The organism is Pseudomonas sp. WOUb67, assembly GCF_050058005.1.
GTDB classification, from domain to species: domain Bacteria; phylum Pseudomonadota; class Gammaproteobacteria; order Pseudomonadales; family Pseudomonadaceae; genus Aquipseudomonas; species Aquipseudomonas putida_R.
In genome coordinates, this window is the sequence record NZ_CP170112.1 from 1,751,048 (window position 1) to 1,769,738 (window position 18,691).

Here is an 18,691-nt window from a genome sequence, read left to right on the forward strand (position 1 = left end):
GGGGCACTTCATGCAAAATCTAATCGGCGCACCCAAGGGCTTGTCCCTTAACGATCCGCGTGTGCGCGCGTGGCTGTTCCAGGTCCTCACGATCGTCTTCGTGGTGGGGCTGGGCTGGTACCTGTTCCACAACACGCAAACCAACCTGCAACACCGGGGTATCACCTCGGGCTTCGACTTCCTCGACCGCAGTGCCGGCTTCGGCATCGCCCAGCACCTGATCCCCTATGTGGAATCCGACAGCTATGCGCGGGTGTTCGTCATCGGCCTGCTCAATACCCTGCTGGTGACCTTCATCGGCGTCATCCTGGCGACGATTCTGGGCTTCATCATCGGTGTGGCGCGGTTGTCACCGAACTGGATGATCAACAAGCTGGCGACCGTGTATGTGGAAACCTTCCGCAACATTCCGCCGCTGCTGCAGATCCTGTTCTGGTACTTCGCCGTGTTCCTGACCCTGCCGGGACCGCGGGGCAGCATCAACATCGACGACATGTTCTTCATCAGCAACCGTGGCCTGAACATGCCGGGCGCGTCCACGGCCGATGGCTTCTGGCCGTTCGTGGTTGCCTTGGTGGTGGCCATTGCCGCCATTGTCGTGATGGTGCGCCTGGCCAACAAGCGCTTCAACGAAACCGGCGTGCCGTTCCACAAGTTCTGGGTGGGGCTGGCGCTGTTCATCGTCATCCCGGGCCTGAGCGTACTGTTGTTCGGCAGCCCGGTAAGCTGGGAAGTGCCGCAGCTCAAGGGCTTCAACTTTGTCGGTGGCTGGGTGCTGATCCCCGAACTGCTGGCGCTGACCTTGGCGCTGACGATCTATACGGCAGCCTTCATCGCTGAAATCGTGCGTTCGGGCATCCGTTCGGTCAGCCATGGCCAGACCGAGGCCGCGCGCTCGCTGGGCCTGCGCGAGGGCCCGACCCTGCGCAAGGTGATCATCCCCCAGGCACTGCGGGTGATCATTCCGCCGCTGACCAGCCAGTACCTGAACCTGGCGAAGAACTCGTCGCTGGCGGCCGGTATCGGCTACCCGGAGATGGTCTCGCTGTTCGCCGGCACCGTGCTCAACCAGACCGGCCAGGCCATCGAGGTGATTGCGATCACCATGAGTGTCTATCTCGCCATCAGCATCAGCATTTCGCTGCTGATGAACTGGTACAACAAGCGCATTGCGCTGATCGAGCGGTGAGGATACGCCCGTGAATGCCCATGTTTTCAAACCCGATATGCCGCCACCGGTGAAAACCGTCGGCGTGCTCGCATGGATGCGTGCCAATCTGTTCTCCAGCTGGCTCAACACGCTGTTGACCCTGCTCGCCATCTACCTGGTGTGGCTGATCGTGCCGCCGCTTATCCAGTGGGCGTTGATCGACGCCAACTGGGTCGGCACAACCCGTGCCGACTGCACCAAGGATGGCGCCTGCTGGGTGTTCGTGCAGCAGCGTTTCGGCCAGTTCATGTATGGCTACTACCCGACCGAGCTGCGTTGGCGCGTGGACCTGACCGTGTGGCTTGCCGTCATCGGCGCTGCGCCGCTGTTCATCAAGCGCTTCCCGCGCAAGGTCCTCTACGGCCTGGGCTTCCTGGTGCTGTACCCGATCCTGGCCTACACCCTGCTGCATGGCGGGTACCTGGGCCTGGAAAACGTACCGACCAGCCAGTGGGGCGGGCTGATGCTGACCCTGGTGATCGCCACCGTGGGTATCGTCGGCGCCTTGCCGCTGGGCATCCTGCTGGCCCTGGGCCGGCGTTCGAGGATGCCGGCCGTGAAGGTGGTGTGCGTGACCTTCATCGAGTTCTGGCGTGGCGTGCCGTTGATCACCGTGCTGTTCATGTCGTCGGTGATGCTGCCGTTGTTCCTGCCCGAAGGCATGAGCTTCGACAAGCTGCTGCGGGCAATGATCGGCGTGATCCTGTTCCAGTCGGCGTACATCGCCGAGGTGGTGCGCGGCGGCCTGCAGGCCATCCCCAAGGGCCAGTACGAAGCCGCTGCGGCCATGGGCCTGGGCTACTGGCGCTCGATGGGCCTGGTGATTCTGCCGCAGGCGCTCAAGCTGGTGATCCCCGGCATCGTCAACACCTTCATTGCCCTGTTCAAGGACACCAGCCTGGTGATCATCATCGGCCTGTTCGACCTGCTGAACAGCGTCAAGCAAGCGGCCGCCGATCCGGCCTGGCTGGGCATGGCTACCGAGGGCTATGTGTTCGCCGCCCTGGTGTTCTGGATTTTCTGTTTCGGTATGTCCCGCTACTCCATGCACCTGGAGCGCAAGCTGGACACTGGCCACAAGCGTTAGGAGTTTCGAAATGAGTGAAGCGATCAAGCAGCCTGCCGGCCCCGAAGGCATCATCCAGATGCAGGGTGTGAACAAGTGGTACGGCCAGTTCCATGTGCTCAAGGACATCAACCTGAACGTGCGCCAGGGCGAGCGCATCGTGTTGTGTGGGCCGTCCGGTTCGGGCAAGTCCACCACCATCCGTTGCCTCAACCGCCTGGAGGAGCACCAGCAGGGGCGCATCGTGGTCGATGGCGTCGAGCTGACCAACGACCTCAAGCAGATCGAGGCCATCCGCCGCGAAGTGGGCATGGTGTTCCAGCACTTCAACCTGTTCCCGCACCTGAGCATTCTGGAAAACTGCACCCTGGCGCCGATGTGGGTGCGCAAGATGCCACGGCGCAAGGCCGAGGAAATTGCCATGCATTATCTGGAGCGGGTGCGTATTCCCGAGCAGGCGCACAAGTACCCGGGGCAGTTGTCCGGTGGCCAGCAGCAGCGTGTGGCGATTGCCCGTGCGTTGTGCATGAAGCCGAAAATCATGCTGTTCGACGAGCCCACCTCGGCGCTGGACCCGGAAATGGTCAAGGAAGTGCTCGATACCATGGTGGGCCTGGCCGAAGACGGCATGACCATGCTCTGCGTGACCCACGAGATGGGCTTCGCCCGCACCGTGGCGAACCGGGTGATCTTCATGGACAAAGGCGAGATTGTGGAGCAGGCGGCGCCGGATGACTTCTTCGACCGGCCTCGCAGTGACCGGACCCGGTTGTTCCTGAGCCAGATCCTGCACTGAGGAACCGGGGCCGCTTTGCGGCCCATTCGCAGCACAAGGCTGCTCCTACAGGAGACCGCGTCCCTTGTAGGAGCAGCCTTGTGCTGCGAATGGGCTGCAAAGCAGCCCCAGAATTCAACTCATTTCTCTTCCGGGTTGGCAGCCGGTGCCGGCGGCGGCCGCAGCCCCACTTCGGCAATCAGCTTCAGCTGCTGCCCATTGCGCATCACCTCGATGGTGATCTTGTCGGTGGGCTTGATCCGCGCCACCTGGTTCATCGACTTGCGCCCGTCACCGGCCGGTTCGCCGTTGATGCTCAGGATCACGTCACCCAGTTGCAACCCGGCCTTGGCCGCCGGCCCTTCGCGGAAGATACCGGCCACCACGATACCCGGGCGGTCCTTCATGCCGAACGATTCGGCCAGTTCCTGGCTCAGCGGCTGCACTTCGATGCCCAGCCAGCCACGGATCACCTGGCCGTGCTCGACGATCGACTTCATCACCTCCAGTGCCAGTTTCACCGGGATGGCGAAGCCGATGCCCTGCGAACCACCGGACTTGGAGAAGATCGCGGTGTTGATGCCCACCAGGTTGCCATTGGCATCGACCAGCGCGCCGCCCGAGTTGCCCGGGTTGATCGCCGCGTCGGTCTGGATGAAGTCTTCGTAGTTGTTCAGGCCCAGCTGGTTACGGCCGGTAGCGCTGATGATACCCATGGTCACGGTCTGGCCGACACCGAACGGGTTGCCGATGGCCAGCGACACGTCGCCGATGTGAATGGTGTCGGAACGGCCGATGGTGATCGCCGGCAGGTTCTTCAGGTCGATCTTCAGCACCGCCAGGTCGGTTTCCGGGTCGCTGCCGATCACGCGGGCCAGGGTTTCGCGGCCATCTTTCAGGGCCACGACGATCTGGTCGGCGCCGCTGGTGACGTGGTTGTTGGTCAGCAGGTAGCCCTCGGGGCTCATGATCACCGCCGAACCCAGGCTCGACTCCCAACGGCGCTGCTTGGGCAGGTTGTCACCGAAGAAACGGCGGAACTGCGGGTCTTCGAACAGCGGATGGGCGCTCTTGTTCACCACCTTGGTGGTGTACAGGTTGACCACGGCGGGGGCAGCCAGCGTCACGGCGTCGGCATACGACACCGGGCCTTGCATGATCCGCGTGGTCTGCGGCGCCTGCTGCAGGTTGACGTCCTGGCTGGGCAGGCCGACCCATTCCGGGAAACGCTGGATGATCAGCATGGCGATCAGTACGCCGGTAAGCAGGGGCCAGCCAAAGTAACGCAAAGCCTTGAACATGAACGAATCCTGGAGAGAGCGAGGGCCAGTGGCCGCGCGGTGGGGCATGAGCGCGCGGGATCATACACCGGTTCCCCCAGTGCCGGCGACGGCCCATAATGGCCGGCATTATACGGGCGTTCCATTGGCGTTGTGCCCGAGAAAAGCGCAGTTTTCGAGGAGATTTTCATGGCCGTCGCTCTAAATACCCTGGTCGAGGAAGCCGAGCGTTACCTCGGCAGCGCGAAGATCCAGGATTATTGCCCCAATGGCCTGCAAGTGGAGGGCCGGCCACAGGTCAGCCGTATCGTCAGCGGCGTTACCGCCAGCCAGGCGTTGCTGGATGCCGCAGTCGAGGCCCAGGCCGACCTGGTGCTGGTGCATCATGGTTACTTCTGGAAGGGTGAGAACCCGTGTATTACCGGGATCCGCCAGCGTCGGCTGAAGACCCTGCTGAACAACGACATCAGCCTGCTGGCGTTTCACCTGCCGCTGGATGTGCACCCGGAGGTGGGCAACAACGTGCAGCTGGCGCGGCAACTGGACATCACCGTCGAAGGGCCACTGGACCCGGAAAACGCCAAGGTGGTCGGGTTGGTCGGCTCGCTGGCGGAACCAGTGACCGCGCGCGATTTTGCCCGGCGGGTACAGGAAGTGCTGGGGCGTGAGCCGCTTCTGGTGGAGGGGGAGCAGATGATCCGTCGGGTCGGCTGGTGCACTGGTGGCGGGCAGGGGTACATCGACACGGCGATTGCGGCCGGGGTGGACCTGTACCTTACCGGCGAGGCGTCGGAGCAGACCTACCACAGTGCGCGCGAAAACGGCGTCAGCTTCATCGCTGCCGGGCACCATGCCACCGAGCGATACGGGGTGCAGGCGCTGGGTGACTACCTGGCGCGACGGTTTGCCGTGGAGCACCTGTTCATCGATTGCCCGAACCCCATCTGAGGCTTTCGGAGCTGCATGCGGTTCGTTGTAGGAGCAGCCTTGTGCTGCGAAGAGGCCGAAGCAGGCAATAGATCCCTATCTGCTGTACCGGCCTCTTCGCAGCACAAGGCTGCTCCTACAGGGTTCGGTGATGGGCAGGCAGAGCCCAAACCCCCAGTCATATCGTTAGACCTTTTCGATCTAGCCCGCCTCCTAAATAGAAGCACCCGCTGTGATAAAGTGGCTCGCTCGAACACGGCCCGCAGGCCGTCCATAAGATCGTTTTTCGTGAGTAGCCATGGTCGACAAACTGACGCACTTGAAACAGCTGGAGGCGGAAAGCATCCACATTATCCGCGAGGTGGCCGCCGAGTTCGACAACCCGGTGATGCTGTACTCGATCGGCAAGGATTCCGCCGTGATGCTGCACCTGGCGCGCAAGGCCTTCTTCCCGGGCAAGCTGCCGTTCCCGGTGATGCACGTCGACACCCAGTGGAAATTCCAGGAGATGTACAGCTTCCGCGACAAGATGGTCGAGGAAATGGGCCTGGAACTGATCACCCACGTCAACCCCGAGGGTGTGGCGCAGGGCATCAACCCGTTCACCCATGGCAGCTCCAAGCACACCGACATCATGAAGACCCAGGGCCTGAAACAGGCACTGGACAAGCATGGTTTCGACGCCGCCTTCGGTGGCGCGCGCCGCGACGAAGAGAAGTCGCGGGCCAAGGAACGCGTGTACTCGTTCCGCGACAGCAAGCACCGCTGGGACCCTAAGAACCAGCGCCCCGAGCTGTGGAACGTGTACAACGGCAAGGTCAACAAGGGCGAGTCGATCCGCGTCTTCCCGCTGTCGAACTGGACCGAGCTGGACATCTGGCAGTACATCTACCTTGAAGGCATCCCGATCGTCCCGCTGTACTTCGCCGCCGAGCGTGAAGTCATCGAGAAGAACGGCACCCTGATCATGATCGACGACGAGCGCATCCTCGAGCACCTCTCCGAGGAAGAGAAAGCCCGTATCGTCAAGAAGAAGGTGCGTTTCCGTACCCTCGGCTGCTACCCGCTGACGGGCGCTGTCGAGTCGGAAGCCGAGACCCTGACGGACATCATTCAGGAAATGCTCCTGACCCGAACGTCCGAACGCCAGGGCCGTGTCATCGACCACGATGGCGCCGGTTCCATGGAAGACAAGAAACGCCAAGGCTACTTCTAATTTCAGGGTTACTCCATGTCGCACCAATCTGATCTGATCAGCGAGGACATCCTCGCCTACCTGGCCCAGCACGAGCGCAAGGAACTGCTGCGCTTCCTGACCTGCGGCAACGTTGACGACGGCAAGAGCACCCTGATCGGGCGCCTGCTGCACGATTCGAAGATGATCTACGAGGACCACCTCGAGGCCATCACCCGTGATTCGAAGAAAGTCGGCACCACCGGCGAAGAAGTCGACCTGGCGCTGCTGGTAGACGGCCTGCAGGCCGAGCGCGAGCAGGGCATCACCATCGATGTCGCCTACCGCTACTTCTCCACCGCCAAGCGCAAGTTCATCATCGCCGACACCCCGGGCCACGAGCAGTACACCCGCAACATGGCCACCGGTGCGTCCACCTGTGACCTGGCGATCATCCTGGTCGATGCCCGCTACGGCGTGCAGACCCAGACCCGCCGCCACAGCTACATTGCCTCGCTGCTGGGCATCAAGCACATCGTGGTCGCGGTCAACAAGATGGACCTCAAGGGCTTCGATGAGGGCGTGTTCGAGTCGATCAAGGCCGATTACCTGCAGTTCGCCGAGGCCATCAACCTGACCCCGAGCAGCCTGCAGTTCGTGCCGATGTCGGCGCTCAAGGGTGACAACGTGGTCAACCACAGCGAGCGTTCGCCGTGGTACGCCGGCCCGACGCTGATGGAGATCCTCGAAACCGTCGAGGTTTCGGCCGACCGCAACTTCACCGACCTGCGCTTCTCGGTGCAGTACGTGAACCGCCCGAACCTGAACTTCCGCGGCTTCGCCGGCACCATCGCCAGCGGCGTGGTGCACAAGGGCGACGAAATCGTCGTGCTGCCGTCGGGCAAGAGCAGCCGCGTCAAGTCCATCGTCACCTACGAAGGTGAGCTGGAAAACGCCGGCCCAGGCCAGGCCGTGACCCTGACCATGGAAGACGAGATCGACATCTCCCGTGGCGACCTGCTGGTACACGCCGACAACGTACCGCCGGTGACCGACCAGTTCGACGCCATGCTGGTGTGGATGGCCGAAGAGCCGATGCTGCCGGGCAAGAAGTACGACATCAAACGCGCCACCAGCTATGTGCCGGGTTCGATTGCCAGCATCACCCACAAGGTCGATGTGAACACCCTGGAGCAGGGCGCTGCCAGCGCACTGCAACTGAACGAGATCGGCCGCGTGAAGGTTGCGCTGGACGCCTCGATCGCCCTGGACGGCTACGACAGCAACCGCACCACCGGTGCGTTCATTGTCATCGACCGCCTGACCAACGGCACCGTTGGCGCCGGCATGATCATCGCGCCGCCGGTTCTGCCACACGGCAGCACCGGCCAGCATGGCAAGCAGGCCCACGTGTCGACCGAAGAGCGCGCCCTGCGTTTCGGCCAGCAGCCTGCCACCGTACTGTTCAGCGGCCTGTCCGGCGCTGGCAAGAGCACCCTGGCCTATGCCGTGGAGCGCAAGCTGTTCGACATGGGCCGTGCGGTATACGTGCTGGACGGCCAGAACCTGCGCCACGACCTGAACAAGGGCCTGCCGCAGGACCGCGCCGGTCGCACCGAAAACTGGCGCCGCGCCGCCCATGTGGCGCGCCAGTTCAACGAAGCCGGCCTGCTGACCCTGGCTGCGTTCGTGGCCCCGGATGCCGAAGGCCGCGAACAGGCCAAGGCCCTGATCGGCAAAGAGCGCCTGGTGACTGTTTACGTCCAGGCCTCGCCGCTGGCTTGCCGCGAGCGTGACCCGCAAGGCCTGTACGCGGCCGGCGGCGAAAACATCCCGGGCGAAAGCTTCCCGTTCGATGTGCCACTGGATGCAGACCTTGTGATCGACACCCAGGCCACTAGCGTGGACGAAGGTGTGAAACTGGTGCTGGACGTGCTGCGTCAGCGCGGCGCGATCTAAGCGCTAGCGTGCAAGGAAAACCCCGCTTCGGCGGGGTTTTTTGTTTCCGTCCCAATCGGCTTGCGCGGTCGCGATGGGCTGCGCGGCAGTGTCAGTCTTTATTTACATATTGACTGGTTGACAAGTTGACAGGCTGAAGGTGGGAGCCTACCTTGATAGGCAAGTAGCCTGTTCAGGCTGGAGGAGAACCGATGGCAACCGCTACCCACGAAGCGACTCACCCTGCACTCGCGCACCTTGAAGCTGCCAAAGCTGCGCTACGGCAGCGCTTTGAAGAGCATCTTGCGCGCGCTTCGGAAGCAGTGGTGCTCAAAGCACTTGGCCTTGCGGACGAGAAGGCTTTTGCTGCGCTTGCCAAAGGAGATATCGAAGCGAAGCGCAGTGTTGCAACACGTAACCAAGAGGCTATGGCCAGGATGAAAGCACGTGCATTCGAGCGTGTGGCCAGCCGTTGTGAACTGCTGGACGCCAAGGCCGCTTGTGAAATTCTGGGGATTACCAAACAGGCCCTGAGTCAGAAGACAAAGGCAGGGAAGCTGCTCGCCTATACCAATACTGGCAATCGCAGGAAATTCTATCCGTCGTTTCAATTCGCCGACAACAAGCCCAGGCCGGTTGTAGAGGCACTGTTTTGGTCGCTCGCTGTGGACCCGGTAGATACCGAAGCGATGAATTTTCTGGTTCAGCACCTGGTTGGCAACATGGATTATTCCGAGCCCGGAGAACCACGTAATGTAGTGCCACGCTTCGAGTTGCTGGATGACAATGCGGCCATGGAAATCATCAAGCGCGATTTTGTGAACGCATTTGAAGCAGGACAGTGAAGATCTTCCAGGGAGAGTTGGGTTCTGCAGCTATTCCAGCGCTACGCCCAGACTGCTCAGAAACTCTACTACCGTTTCACCGTTCGGCAGCCCTGCAATGCTCACAGGCTGATGGCTTATTGCTTGGATCTGGGTTGAGCGACCTTCGAATAATACAATGTTGCAACCTTCCATGGCGCCGGTGACGGTATAGACTGCAGACAGATAGAGCAGGCCATCAACATGGTCTTGGCTCATGCACACCTGGCTGATTTTGCGCGTGAGGGCGTAACCTTCTTTGCCTTGACCCTTGGTCTGAACAATGTGCCGGATTTTGTGATGAGTAGCCCGGTTTGCCAGGGCAGCTACGTCCACCAGGCACAATTTGCGCGCCGCCTTTAGCAGGTGTAGCGAGGCCTGTTCCAGTTGCGAGAAACGCACCGGTTGATCATCGACACCTTGGCCTGGCTGGAACGACTCGGCCACGGCAACCTCTGCGGAACAACCCAGGTAGTAAACGCCGACACGTTTGGACGGGGCGGCGTAGCGGGTATCGGAATCGGCGCGGTAGTTCACGGGGTTGGCGTCGTAGCGACAAGGTTGAACCCTGTGGAACAACGTGTTTGCCGGGAGCTGTTTCAGCAGCTCCGGATACTTGTTCAGTGCGTCGAGAACTTGATCGGTTATTTCATTCACGGATGGATGTGCTCATGGCAAATCCCTGAACACGGAAACGCCCTTCGATTGCCTCCAGGCCACGATGCGGGCCATGACCTGCTCGGCGCAGTCTCCCGGCTTACCCCCGGTGTAATAGATCAGGTCAGAACCATCCGGGTGCGCAACCAGCTCGATAAAATGCTCCAGCAGTCTGTCCTGCCAGTCCTGAGAGCCTGTCGCCTGAATCAACGCGTCAACAATCGACCGGAACTCGCTATATGAATAGTCTGCCAGGCTGTGCTTCAGGCTGATCACCATGGCATCTCCGATGAAAGCGTGTAGTGCATGGCGCTCATGATCCGCAGGTTTTCAGCGTCGTACATCAGTCCACCCCACTCGGGTGGGTCTAGGTGGCATATCTGATAGGAGCGCAGTCCCATTACCGTTTCATGGAATGGCGCGCGAGGGGGCCAGCCTTTCTTGAGGCGGTTTAGTTGTGCGGGGATGAATTGCTGGCTGTAGATCGGGTCTTCTGCAATTGCTAGCCAGAAGGAACGGGAGAAGTGGTCGAAGCTGTTGAATGTTCGACCTGCGAGTTTTTGGGTGATGAACTCTGGAAGAAAGCTGGCCATGGAGTCGTCCCTGGGGTGAAAGGCACGGAAAGGGTACCCGGGGATGAGCTCTCTGTATGTCAGAGGCAGGCTGTCTACCAGTAGGAGCGTTCCTACTGATTGGAAAGATCTGCCTTAGATGTGTTTTTCCGACACGGGTATTACCCTTTTCTCCTTCACCGCCTTGTAGGAAAAGCTCGAATAGATCTCCTTCACACCCGGCAGCCGTTGCAGCACTTCCCGGGTAAATTCGCCAAACGACTCCAGGTCCCGCGCCAGAATCTCCAGCAAAAAGTCATAGCGCCCGGAGATGTTGTGGCAGGCGACGATTTCGGGGATTTCCATCAGCCGCTGCTCGAACGCCAGCGCCATGTCCTTGGTGTGCGAGTCCATCATGATGCTGACGAAGGCTGTCACGCCAAACCCCAGCGACTTGGGCGAAAGGATGGCCTGGTAGCCGGTGATGTAGCCGTTGTCTTCCAGCAGCTTGACCCGTCGCCAGCAGGGCGAGGTGGTCAGTGCAACCTGGTCGGCGAGTTCAGCGACGGTGAGGCGGGCGTTGTCCTGCAAGGCAGCCAGCAGGGCGCGGTCGGTGCGGTCGAGGCTTGAAGGCATGTTTTGCCCTCCTGGTCCGTTAATTGTTGTTTTTGTTCCAGCAGGCACGCAGATGCGTGGGCTATTTTGGAAAAAATCGGGCAGCTCGGTGGCATAAGCTTATAACAAACCACAAGAGGCTGTTGCCATGCGCGACTCCCATAACAACACCGGTTTTTCCACTCGGGCCATTCACCATGGTTACGACCCGCTTTCCCACGGTGGTGCCTTGGTGCCACCGGTGTACCAGACCGCTACCTATGCCTTCCCGACTGTCGAATACGGCGCTGCCTGCTTTGCCGGGGAGGAAGCGGGGCACTTCTACAGCCGCATCTCCAACCCCACCCTTGCCTTGCTTGAGCAACGCATGGCCTCGCTGGAGGGCGGCGAGGCGGGGTTGGCGCTGGCGTCGGGGATGGGGGCCATTACTTCGACCATCTGGACCCTGCTGCGGCCTGGTGATGAGCTGATCGTCGGGCGTACTTTGTATGGCTGCACCTTTGCATTCCTGCACCATGGCATCGGCGAGTTTGGGGTCAGGATTCACCATGTCGACCTTAACGATGCCAAGGCACTGAAAGCGGCGATCAACAGTAAAACGCGAATGATCTACTTCGAAACACCGGCCAACCCCAATATGCAACTGGTAGACATACCTGCGGTCGTCGAGGCGGTGCGAGGGCATGATGTGCTTGTGGTGGTCGACAACACCTACTGCACGCCTTACCTGCAACGGCCACTGGAACTGGGGGCGGACCTGGTGGTGCATTCGGCGACCAAGTACCTCAGTGGCCACGGCGACATCACCGCCGGCCTGGTGGTGGGGCGCAAGGCGCTGGTGGACCGCATTCGCCTGGAAGGGCTGAAAGACATGACCGGGGCTGTGCTGTCGCCGCATGACGCTTCGCTATTGATGCGCGGTATCAAGACCCTTGCGCTGCGCATGGACCGCCACTGCGCCAATGCACAGCAGGTGGCGCAGTTCCTGGCTCGGCAGCCGCAGGTGGAGCTGATTCACTATCCGGGGTTGCCGTCGTTTGCCCAGTACGAGTTGGCGCAGCGGCAGATGCTTCTGCCGGGCGGGATGATTGCCTTTGAGCTAAAGGGTGGGATCGAGGCCGGGCGGCGTTTCATGAATGCTCTGCAGCTGTTTGCCCGGGCAGTGAGCCTGGGCGATGCCGAATCGCTGGCGCAGCACCCGGCGAGCATGACGCACTCCAGTTACACGCCGCAGGAGCGGGCGCATCACGGGATATCGGAGGGGTTGGTGAGGTTGTCGGTGGGGCTGGAGGATGTGGAAGACCTGCTGGCGGATGTCGAGCAGGCATTGCAGGCTTGCTGCTAGGTAGCCTGTACCGGCCTCTTCGCGGGTAAACCCGCTCCCACAGGTACAGCGCAGGCCTGAAGGACTGTGGGAGCGGGTTTACCCGCGAAGAGGCCGGCACAGGCAACCCACAAAAAAGGCCTCTTGCGAGGCCTTTTTCATGTTCATGTCCCGTCCTGAATAAGGTTTACACCTCCCATCCCGAATTTCCGGAGAAGCAGATGGAGCAAGGTGTAAAGCGCACGCAGCGAGATTACTCGCTGTCTTTTAAACTGGCCGTCGTTGATCAGATCGAAAAAGGCGAACTTACCTACAAGCAGGCCCAGGTGCGGTATGGCATCCAGGGTCGGTCGACGGTTCTGGTATGGTTGCGTAAGCATGGTCGCCAGGATTGGAGCCAAGGGGCCTCGATCCGAGACGAGAGGAGCTGCGCGATGTCTGACCCGAAAACGCTCACTCCAGAGCAGCGGATCAAAGAGCTTGAGCAACAGCTTGAACTGATGAGCCAGAAGGCCCAGTTTTTTGAGACGGTCGTTGATGTTCTGAAAAATGACTATGGTGTCTCGGTCGTAAAAAAGCGATCCGGCAAGTCCTCTCGCAAGGTCAAGTCGTAGGACTGAGCATTGCCAGGGCTTGTCAGTTTCTAGGCATCAGTCGACAGGCTTACTACAAGCGCAACCGAGCGGCTGATGGCAAAGAGCGCCAGGCTGATCGGGTGGTTGAGTTTGTTCAGCAAGTCCGGATGCGCCAGCCTCGTCTGGGTACACGCAAATTGCACTATCTGCTGCATTGCCAACCTGACAAACGATTCCAAGTCGGCCGAGATAGGCTGTTCCAGGTTTTGGGAGAGCGCCGTTTGCTAGTGCTGCCTAAGCGGGCCTACCACAAGACAACACAAAGCTTTCATCGCTTTTACCGCCATCCCAACTTACTCAAGCCGGGCCCAAGCCAAGTCGTTCCGACAAGGCCAGAGCACGTCTGGGTTGCCGATATTACTTACCTGCCCGCACGTAACGGCCCGCTGTACCTGAGCCTGGTAACGGATGCGTACTCCAGGAAAATTGTTGGCCACCATGTCCATGAAAGCCTGCATGCCGAGTCAGTGGCGCAAGCCTTCAAGCAGGCATTACGAAAGCGACGTCGTCGCCAGCCATTAGTCCACCATTCGGATCGAGGCATCCAATATTGCTCGGCGCTGTACCAGTCACTGCACCAACGGCACGATGTTCAGTGCTCCATGACTGATGGGTATGACTGCTACCAGAACGCGCTGGCCGAGCGAATCAACGGAATCCTCAAGATGGAGCTGCTGTTGAGCAGCCCTGAAGATCTTGAGCAGGCGAGGCAGATGGTTGACGAGGCAGTGCAGATCTACAACACAGAACGGCCCCATATGGCCCTGAAAAACAAAACGCCCGATGCAGTGCATCGGGCGTTTTGAGGCCTGTCGGCCTACCTGAACAGGTGTAAACCTATTTCAGGACTAGACATCAGCAGATCAACGCTTGAGCCCGTAGCTCTCGTCGAGCATGCCCGGCGAGTTCGGCGATTTTGGCGCATAGTCGCGCGGCACTTCGGCGGTGTCTTTCGGCGGGGTCAGGCGGTCACGCGGGCCTTGTGGCGCTTCGGAATGCAGTGCAGCCAGCAGGCGCTGGCGAGTGACTTCATCGAGGGCCAGGCTGTTGGCGCCTTCGGCCAGGTGATCCTGTACGTCCTGGTAGCTCTGGGTCAGTTTCTTGACCAGCATGGCGGTGCTGTTGAAGTGGGTGACCACTTCGTTCTGGTAGCTGTCGAAGCGCTTCTGGATGTCATCCAGTTGGCGCTGGGTATTGCTCGGCGCCGCGTTGGGCAGCAGGCGGGCAACAATGAAACCGACCGCCACACCGATGACCAGGGCCAGGGTTGGCAACAACCAAACAAGGAGCGAGAGTTCCACGAGTCCTTCCTCTATAAACGGCTTTGCTTTACGTTAACGGCTCAGACCTGCGCTGTATACCGCGAGCGATCGCAAATCAGAACAGAATTCCTCACCTAGACGAATCGACCCTTCCCGAGGTCACGGAGTAGTACCTTGCTTGTCCGCGAAACCCCCTTGTTCATCGATGGCCCCAGCGGCCAGCTGGAAGCCTTGTACCTGGACGTGGCCGAGGCCCGTGGCGCGGTGCTGATCTGCCACCCCAACCCGGTCCAGGGCGGCACCATGCTCAACAAGGTGGTCTCGACCCTGCAACGCACCGCGCGCGATGCCGGCTATGTGACCCTGCGTTTCAACTACCGTGGCGTCGGCCAGAGCGCCGGCAGCCATGACATGGGGGCTGGCGAAGTGGCCGATGCCGAGGCCGCCGCCGCCTGGCTGCGTGCCAGCCACCCCGAGCTGCCGCTGGTGTTGATGGGCTTCTCGTTCGGCGGCTTTGTCGCGACGAGCCTGGCCGGCCGCCTGGAAGCCGCCGGGGTAACGCTGCAACACCTGTTCATGATTGCCCCGGCAGTCATGCGCCTGACCGCCGAATTCCAGCTGCCACAGCACTGCCCGATCACCGTGGTGCAGCCAGATGCCGACGAAGTGGTCGCGCCGCAGCTGGTTTACGAATGGTCCGACAGCCTGTCGCGCCCCCATGAGCTGCTGAAAGTGGCAGAATGCGGACACTTCTTCCATGGCAAGCTGACCGATCTGAAGGATCTGCTGCTGCCGCGCCTTTCGAACTGAGCCAAGCCTGAATAAGCGAACACCCATGACCACGCGCATTCTTACCGGTATCACCACCACCGGCACTCCGCACCTGGGCAACTACGCCGGCGCCATTCGCCCTGCGATCCGTGCCAGCGAGCAGCCCGGTGCCGACTCGTTCTACTTCCTGGCCGACTACCACGCCCTGATCAAGTGCGACGACCCGCTGCGTATCCAGCGTTCGCGCCTGGAAATCGCCGCCACCTGGCTGGCCGGTGGCCTGGACCCGGACAAGGTGACCTTCTACCGCCAGTCCGACATCCCGGAAATCCCCGAGCTGACCTGGCTGCTGACCTGCGTTGCCGCCAAGGGCCTGCTGAACCGCGCGCATGCCTACAAGGCCTCGGTGGACAAGAACGTCGAGAACGGCGAAGACCCGGACGCCGGCGTGACCATGGGCCTGTTCAGCTACCCGGTACTGATGGCCGCCGACATCCTGATGTTCAACGCCCACAAGGTGCCGGTCGGCCGTGACCAGATCCAGCACGTGGAAATGGCCCGCGACATCGGTCAGCGCTTCAACCACCTGTTCGGCCAGGGCCGGGACTTCTTCGCCCTGCCGGAGGCGGTGATCGAAGAAAGCGTGGCCACGCTGCCAGGCCTGGACGGGCGCAAGATGTCCAAGAGCTATGACAACACCATCCCGTTGTTCACCAGCGCCAAGGACATGAAAGACGCCATCTCGCGCATCGTCACCGACTCGCGCGCGCCAGGCGAAGCGAAAGACCCGGACAATTCGCACCTGTTTACCCTGTACCAGGCCTTCTCGACCCCGGAGCAATGCACCGAATTCCGCGAAGAGCTGTTGCAGGGGCTGGGCTGGGGTGATGCCAAGCAGCGCCTGTTCCAGTTGCTGGATGGCCAACTGGCCGAAAAGCGCGAGTACTACCACCAGCTGATCGCCCGCCCGGCGGACCTGGAAGACATCCTGCTGGCCGGCGCCGCCAAGGCCCGCAAGATTGCCACGCCGTTCCTCGAGCAACTGCGCGAAGCCGTTGGCCTGCGTTCGTTCCGTAGCGGTGTGCAAGCCGGCACCGAGGTGAAGAAGAAGGCTGCCAAGAGCGCACGCTTTGTCAGCTTCCGCGACGAAGACGGCAGCTTCCGCTTCCGCCTGCTGGCCGCTGACGGCGAGCAACTGCTGCTGTCGCGCAGCTTCGCCGACGGCAAGAGCGCCGGCGCCGTAAGCAAGCAGCTGCAGCAGGGTGGCGAGGCCGATGTACGGGTCGAAGGCCTGAGCTTCGGCCTGTGGCTGAATGGCGAGCAGGTCGCCGACGGGCCACAGTTCGACAGCGCCGAAGCCCGTGATGCGGCCATTCAAAGCCTGCGTGATGCCCTGGCACCACAGCAGGACTGAGGCATTTCACCTGTAGGAGCGAGTTTACTCGCGAACACCGGCAAAGCCGGTGCCATCCAGCGAATAGCTGTGCTGGATGAGGCATATTGACGCAAGTCTCATTGCCATTAAGCGGGCCTGTCGCTACAGTGACGGCCCGTTTTTTGTTGCCTCGCTAACGAATCATGACTCCCTTAGAACGCTATCAAGCAGATCTGAAACGTCCCGACTTCTTCCATGACGCGGCGCAGGAAACTGCGGTGCGTCACCTGCAGCGCCTGTACGACGACCTGGTCCAGGCGCAGAACAACAAGCCGGGCGTGTTCGGCAAGCTGTTCGGCAAGAAGGAGCAGACCCCGGTCAAGGGCCTGTACTTCTGGGGTGGGGTAGGGCGAGGCAAGACCTACCTGGTCGACACCTTCTACGAAGCGCTGCCCTTCAAGCAGAAGATGCGTACACACTTCCACCGCTTCATGAAGCGTGTGCACGAGGAAATGAAAACCCTCAAGGGTGAGAAGAACCCGCTGACCATCATCGCCAAGCGCTTCAGCGACGAAGCCAGGGTGATCTGCTTCGACGAGTTCTTCGTGTCGGACATTACCGACGCCATGATCCTCGGCACCCTGATGGAAGAGCTGTTCAAGAACGGCGTGTCGCTGGTGGCCACCTCCAACATCGTGCCGGATGGCTTGTACAAGGACGGCCTGCAACGCGCCCGCTTCCTGCCTGCCATTGCCATGATCAAGCAGTTCACCGACGTGGTGAACGTTGACAGTGGGGTCGACTACCGGCTGCGCCACCTGGAGCAGGCCGAACTGTTCCACTACCCGCTCAACGATGCGGCGCACCAGAGCATGCGTGCCAGCTTCAAGGCGCTGACGCCGGAGTGCACCCAGGCGGTCGAGAACGATGTGCTGATGATCGAGAACCGGCCGATCAATGCCCTGCGTACCTGCGACGATGTCGCCTGGTTCGACTTCCGCGCCCTGTGCGATGGGCCACGCAGCCAGAACGATTACATCGAACTGGGCAAGATCTTCCATGCCGTGCTGCTGAGCAATGTGGAGCAGATGGGTGTCGCCACCGACGACATCGCCCGCCGCTTCATCAACATGGTGGACGAGTTCTACGACCGCAACGTCAAGCTGATCATCTCGGCCGAGGTGGAGCTGAAAGACCTGTACACCGGTGGGCGCCTGAGCTTCGAGTTCCAGCGCACCCTCAGCCGGTTGCTGGAGATGCAGTCGCACGAATTCCTGTCGCGCGCACACAAACCGTAAGATTTTTGGGGCTGCGTTGCAGCCCCATGGCACTCAAGCCTCTTGCATGAACTGCTGTCGATACTGATTCGGCGACAGCTCGGTGTGCTGGCGGAACAACCGCGCAAAGAAACTCGCATCGTCATAGCCGACTTCGTAGCTGATGGTCTTGATGCTCTTGCGCGTGCTCGACAGCAACCCCTTGGCGGTCTCGATCCGCAGCCGTTGCAGGTAGTGCAGCGGCTTGTCACCCGTGGCGCCCTGGAAGCGGCGCATGAAGTTGCGGATGCTCATGCCGTGGTTGCGGGCCACATCCTCGAAGCGGAACTTGTCGGCGAAGTGTTCCTCCAGCCAATGCTGGATCTGCAGGATGATCAGGTCCTGATGCAGCTTCTGCCCGCCAAAGCCCATGCGCCCCGGGGTGTAGTTGCGCTGCACTTCATACAGGATGTCGCGGGCCACGGCGCGGGCCACGTTGGCCCCGCAGAAGCGCTCGATCAGGTAGATGTACAGGTCGCAGGCCGACGTGGCGCCGCCGGCGCAATAGATATTGTCGGCGTCGGTCAGGTGCTTGTCCTGGTTCAGCCGGATCTTCGGAAAGCGCTCGGCAAAGCTGGTGAAGAAGCGCCAGTAGGTCGTCGCCTCCTTGCCATCAAGCAGGCCGGACTCGGCCAGCCAGAACACGCCACTGGCCTCGGCGCACAGCACCGCACCGCGGGCATGCTGTTCACGCAGCCACGGCAGCACCTGTGGATAACGTTGCAGGAGGTTGTCGAAGTCGTCCCAGTAGGCCGGGAGGATGATCACATCGGCGTCGTCCAGGCCACCGTCGACCGGTAGCTGCACATTGCTGAAGCTGTCCACGGGCTGGCCGTCGGGGCTCACCAGGTGGATCTCGAACATGGGCTGCAAGCCCAGGCCCAGCTGCTTGCTGTAACGCAGGCTGGCGAGGTGGAAGAAGTCCTTGGCCTGCATCAAGGTCGAAGCAAAT

The 18,691-nt window shown here is 61.0% G+C and carries 19 protein-coding genes; 12 read left to right on the top strand and 7 right to left on the bottom strand.

Annotated elements, in window-relative coordinates:
• Positions 1 to 10: 10 nt before the first annotated feature.
• From ABOC32_RS07855 to ABOC32_RS07865, 3 genes are read left to right on the top strand one after another with little or no spacing between them, the layout of a single operon-like run.
• A complete protein-coding gene (locus ABOC32_RS07855; RefSeq protein WP_426810648.1) occupies positions 11 to 1,189 on the top strand; it encodes an amino acid ABC transporter permease in 1,179 nt (392 codons plus the stop codon).
• Between the two features lie 10 nt (positions 1,190 to 1,199).
• Positions 1,200 to 2,297: an amino acid ABC transporter permease gene (locus ABOC32_RS07860; RefSeq protein ID WP_426810649.1), complete on the top strand. Its 1,098-nt coding sequence runs from the start codon at positions 1,200 to 1,202 to the stop codon at positions 2,295 to 2,297.
• A 10-nt stretch (positions 2,298 to 2,307) separates the two neighbouring features.
• On the top strand, positions 2,308 to 3,072 hold the full coding sequence (locus ABOC32_RS07865) for an amino acid ABC transporter ATP-binding protein (RefSeq protein ID WP_016498022.1): 765 nt from the start codon (positions 2,308 to 2,310) through the stop codon (positions 3,070 to 3,072).
• 119 nt (positions 3,073 to 3,191) lie between these two features.
• On the opposite strand, the gene algW is transcribed toward ABOC32_RS07865, so the two are convergent.
• Complete coding sequence (gene algW, locus ABOC32_RS07870) at positions 3,192 to 4,352, bottom strand: Do family serine endopeptidase AlgW (protein WP_086975350.1); 1,161 nt, start codon at positions 4,350 to 4,352, stop codon at positions 3,192 to 3,194.
• A gap of 168 nt (positions 4,353 to 4,520) precedes the next feature.
• Here algW and ABOC32_RS07875 point away from each other — a divergent pair, with 168 nt between their 5' ends.
• The 4 genes from ABOC32_RS07875 to ABOC32_RS07890 all read left to right on the top strand — a co-directional run bounded on the left by ABOC32_RS07875 (position 4,521) and on the right by ABOC32_RS07890 (position 9,215).
• On the top strand, positions 4,521 to 5,279 hold the full coding sequence (locus tag ABOC32_RS07875) for a Nif3-like dinuclear metal center hexameric protein (RefSeq protein ID WP_426810650.1): 759 nt from the start codon (positions 4,521 to 4,523) through the stop codon (positions 5,277 to 5,279).
• Between the two features lie 277 nt (positions 5,280 to 5,556).
• The gene (gene cysD, locus ABOC32_RS07880; RefSeq protein WP_003251799.1) at positions 5,557 to 6,474 is read left to right on the top strand and encodes a sulfate adenylyltransferase subunit CysD; all 918 of its coding nucleotides are present in this window, start codon (positions 5,557 to 5,559) and stop codon (positions 6,472 to 6,474) included.
• Positions 6,475 to 6,489: 15 nt separating this feature from the next.
• Positions 6,490 to 8,391, top strand: a complete 1,902-nt coding sequence (gene cysN / locus ABOC32_RS07885) for a sulfate adenylyltransferase subunit CysN (protein WP_426810651.1) — start codon at positions 6,490 to 6,492, stop codon at positions 8,389 to 8,391.
• Between the two features lie 191 nt (positions 8,392 to 8,582).
• Entirely contained in the window at positions 8,583 to 9,215 is a 633-nt protein-coding gene (locus tag ABOC32_RS07890; protein ID WP_426810652.1) for a hypothetical protein, read from the top strand.
• A 30-nt stretch (positions 9,216 to 9,245) separates the two neighbouring features.
• Here the strand turns inward: ABOC32_RS07890 and ABOC32_RS07895 are convergent, their stop codons facing one another.
• The 4 genes from ABOC32_RS07895 to ABOC32_RS07910 all read right to left on the bottom strand — a co-directional run bounded on the left by ABOC32_RS07895 (position 9,246) and on the right by ABOC32_RS07910 (position 11,077).
• Entirely contained in the window at positions 9,246 to 9,890 is a 645-nt protein-coding gene (locus ABOC32_RS07895; protein ID WP_426810653.1) for an RES family NAD+ phosphorylase, read from the bottom strand.
• A gap of 12 nt (positions 9,891 to 9,902) precedes the next feature.
• Positions 9,903 to 10,169, bottom strand: coding sequence for a bacteriocin immunity protein (locus ABOC32_RS07900; protein ID WP_426810654.1), 267 nt, complete (start codon positions 10,167 to 10,169; stop codon positions 9,903 to 9,905).
• Entirely contained in the window at positions 10,163 to 10,483 is a 321-nt protein-coding gene (locus tag ABOC32_RS07905) for an S-type pyocin (RefSeq protein WP_426810655.1), read from the bottom strand. The genes ABOC32_RS07900 and ABOC32_RS07905 overlap by 7 nt, the downstream gene beginning before the upstream one ends.
• A gap of 114 nt (positions 10,484 to 10,597) precedes the next feature.
• Positions 10,598 to 11,077 (bottom strand): Lrp/AsnC family transcriptional regulator, encoded by a 480-nt coding sequence (locus tag ABOC32_RS07910; RefSeq protein WP_016488989.1) that lies wholly within the window; start codon positions 11,075 to 11,077, stop codon positions 10,598 to 10,600.
• Positions 11,078 to 11,204: 127 nt separating this feature from the next.
• On the opposite strand from ABOC32_RS07910, the gene ABOC32_RS07915 reads away from it, so the two are divergent.
• Together ABOC32_RS07915 and ABOC32_RS07920 are read left to right on the top strand one after the other, a co-directional pair.
• Positions 11,205 to 12,401, top strand: a complete 1,197-nt coding sequence (locus ABOC32_RS07915; protein ID WP_426810656.1) for a methionine gamma-lyase — start codon at positions 11,205 to 11,207, stop codon at positions 12,399 to 12,401.
• 200 nt (positions 12,402 to 12,601) lie between these two features.
• Positions 12,602 to 13,821 (top strand): IS3 family transposase gene (locus ABOC32_RS07920; RefSeq protein ID WP_426809509.1). Its coding sequence is split into 2 segments (ribosomal slippage): positions 12,602 to 12,950 and positions 12,950 to 13,821, totalling 1,221 coding nucleotides; the frame shifts between segments, so codons are not numbered across the junction.
• Between the two features lie 57 nt (positions 13,822 to 13,878).
• Here ABOC32_RS07920 and ABOC32_RS07925 read toward each other — a convergent pair.
• On the bottom strand, positions 13,879 to 14,316 hold the full coding sequence (locus tag ABOC32_RS07925; protein WP_234227703.1) for a ZapG family protein: 438 nt from the start codon (positions 14,314 to 14,316) through the stop codon (positions 13,879 to 13,881).
• A 135-nt stretch (positions 14,317 to 14,451) separates the two neighbouring features.
• Here ABOC32_RS07925 and ABOC32_RS07930 point away from each other — a divergent pair, with 135 nt between their 5' ends.
• From ABOC32_RS07930 to zapE, 3 genes are all read left to right on the top strand, one after another.
• Entirely contained in the window at positions 14,452 to 15,087 is a 636-nt protein-coding gene (locus ABOC32_RS07930) for an alpha/beta hydrolase (protein ID WP_426810657.1), read from the top strand.
• Positions 15,088 to 15,112: 25 nt separating this feature from the next.
• Positions 15,113 to 16,462, top strand: coding sequence for a tryptophan--tRNA ligase (locus tag ABOC32_RS07935; RefSeq protein ID WP_426810658.1), 1,350 nt, complete (start codon positions 15,113 to 15,115; stop codon positions 16,460 to 16,462).
• Between the two features lie 164 nt (positions 16,463 to 16,626).
• Positions 16,627 to 17,721, top strand: a complete 1,095-nt coding sequence (gene zapE, locus ABOC32_RS07940; RefSeq protein WP_016498030.1) for a cell division protein ZapE — start codon at positions 16,627 to 16,629, stop codon at positions 17,719 to 17,721.
• 33 nt (positions 17,722 to 17,754) lie between these two features.
• Here the strand turns inward: zapE and ABOC32_RS07945 are convergent, their stop codons facing one another.
• Positions 17,755 to 18,675: a GlxA family transcriptional regulator gene (locus tag ABOC32_RS07945; RefSeq protein ID WP_169725191.1), complete on the bottom strand. Its 921-nt coding sequence runs from the start codon at positions 18,673 to 18,675 to the stop codon at positions 17,755 to 17,757.
• Positions 18,676 to 18,691 lie beyond the last annotated feature (16 nt).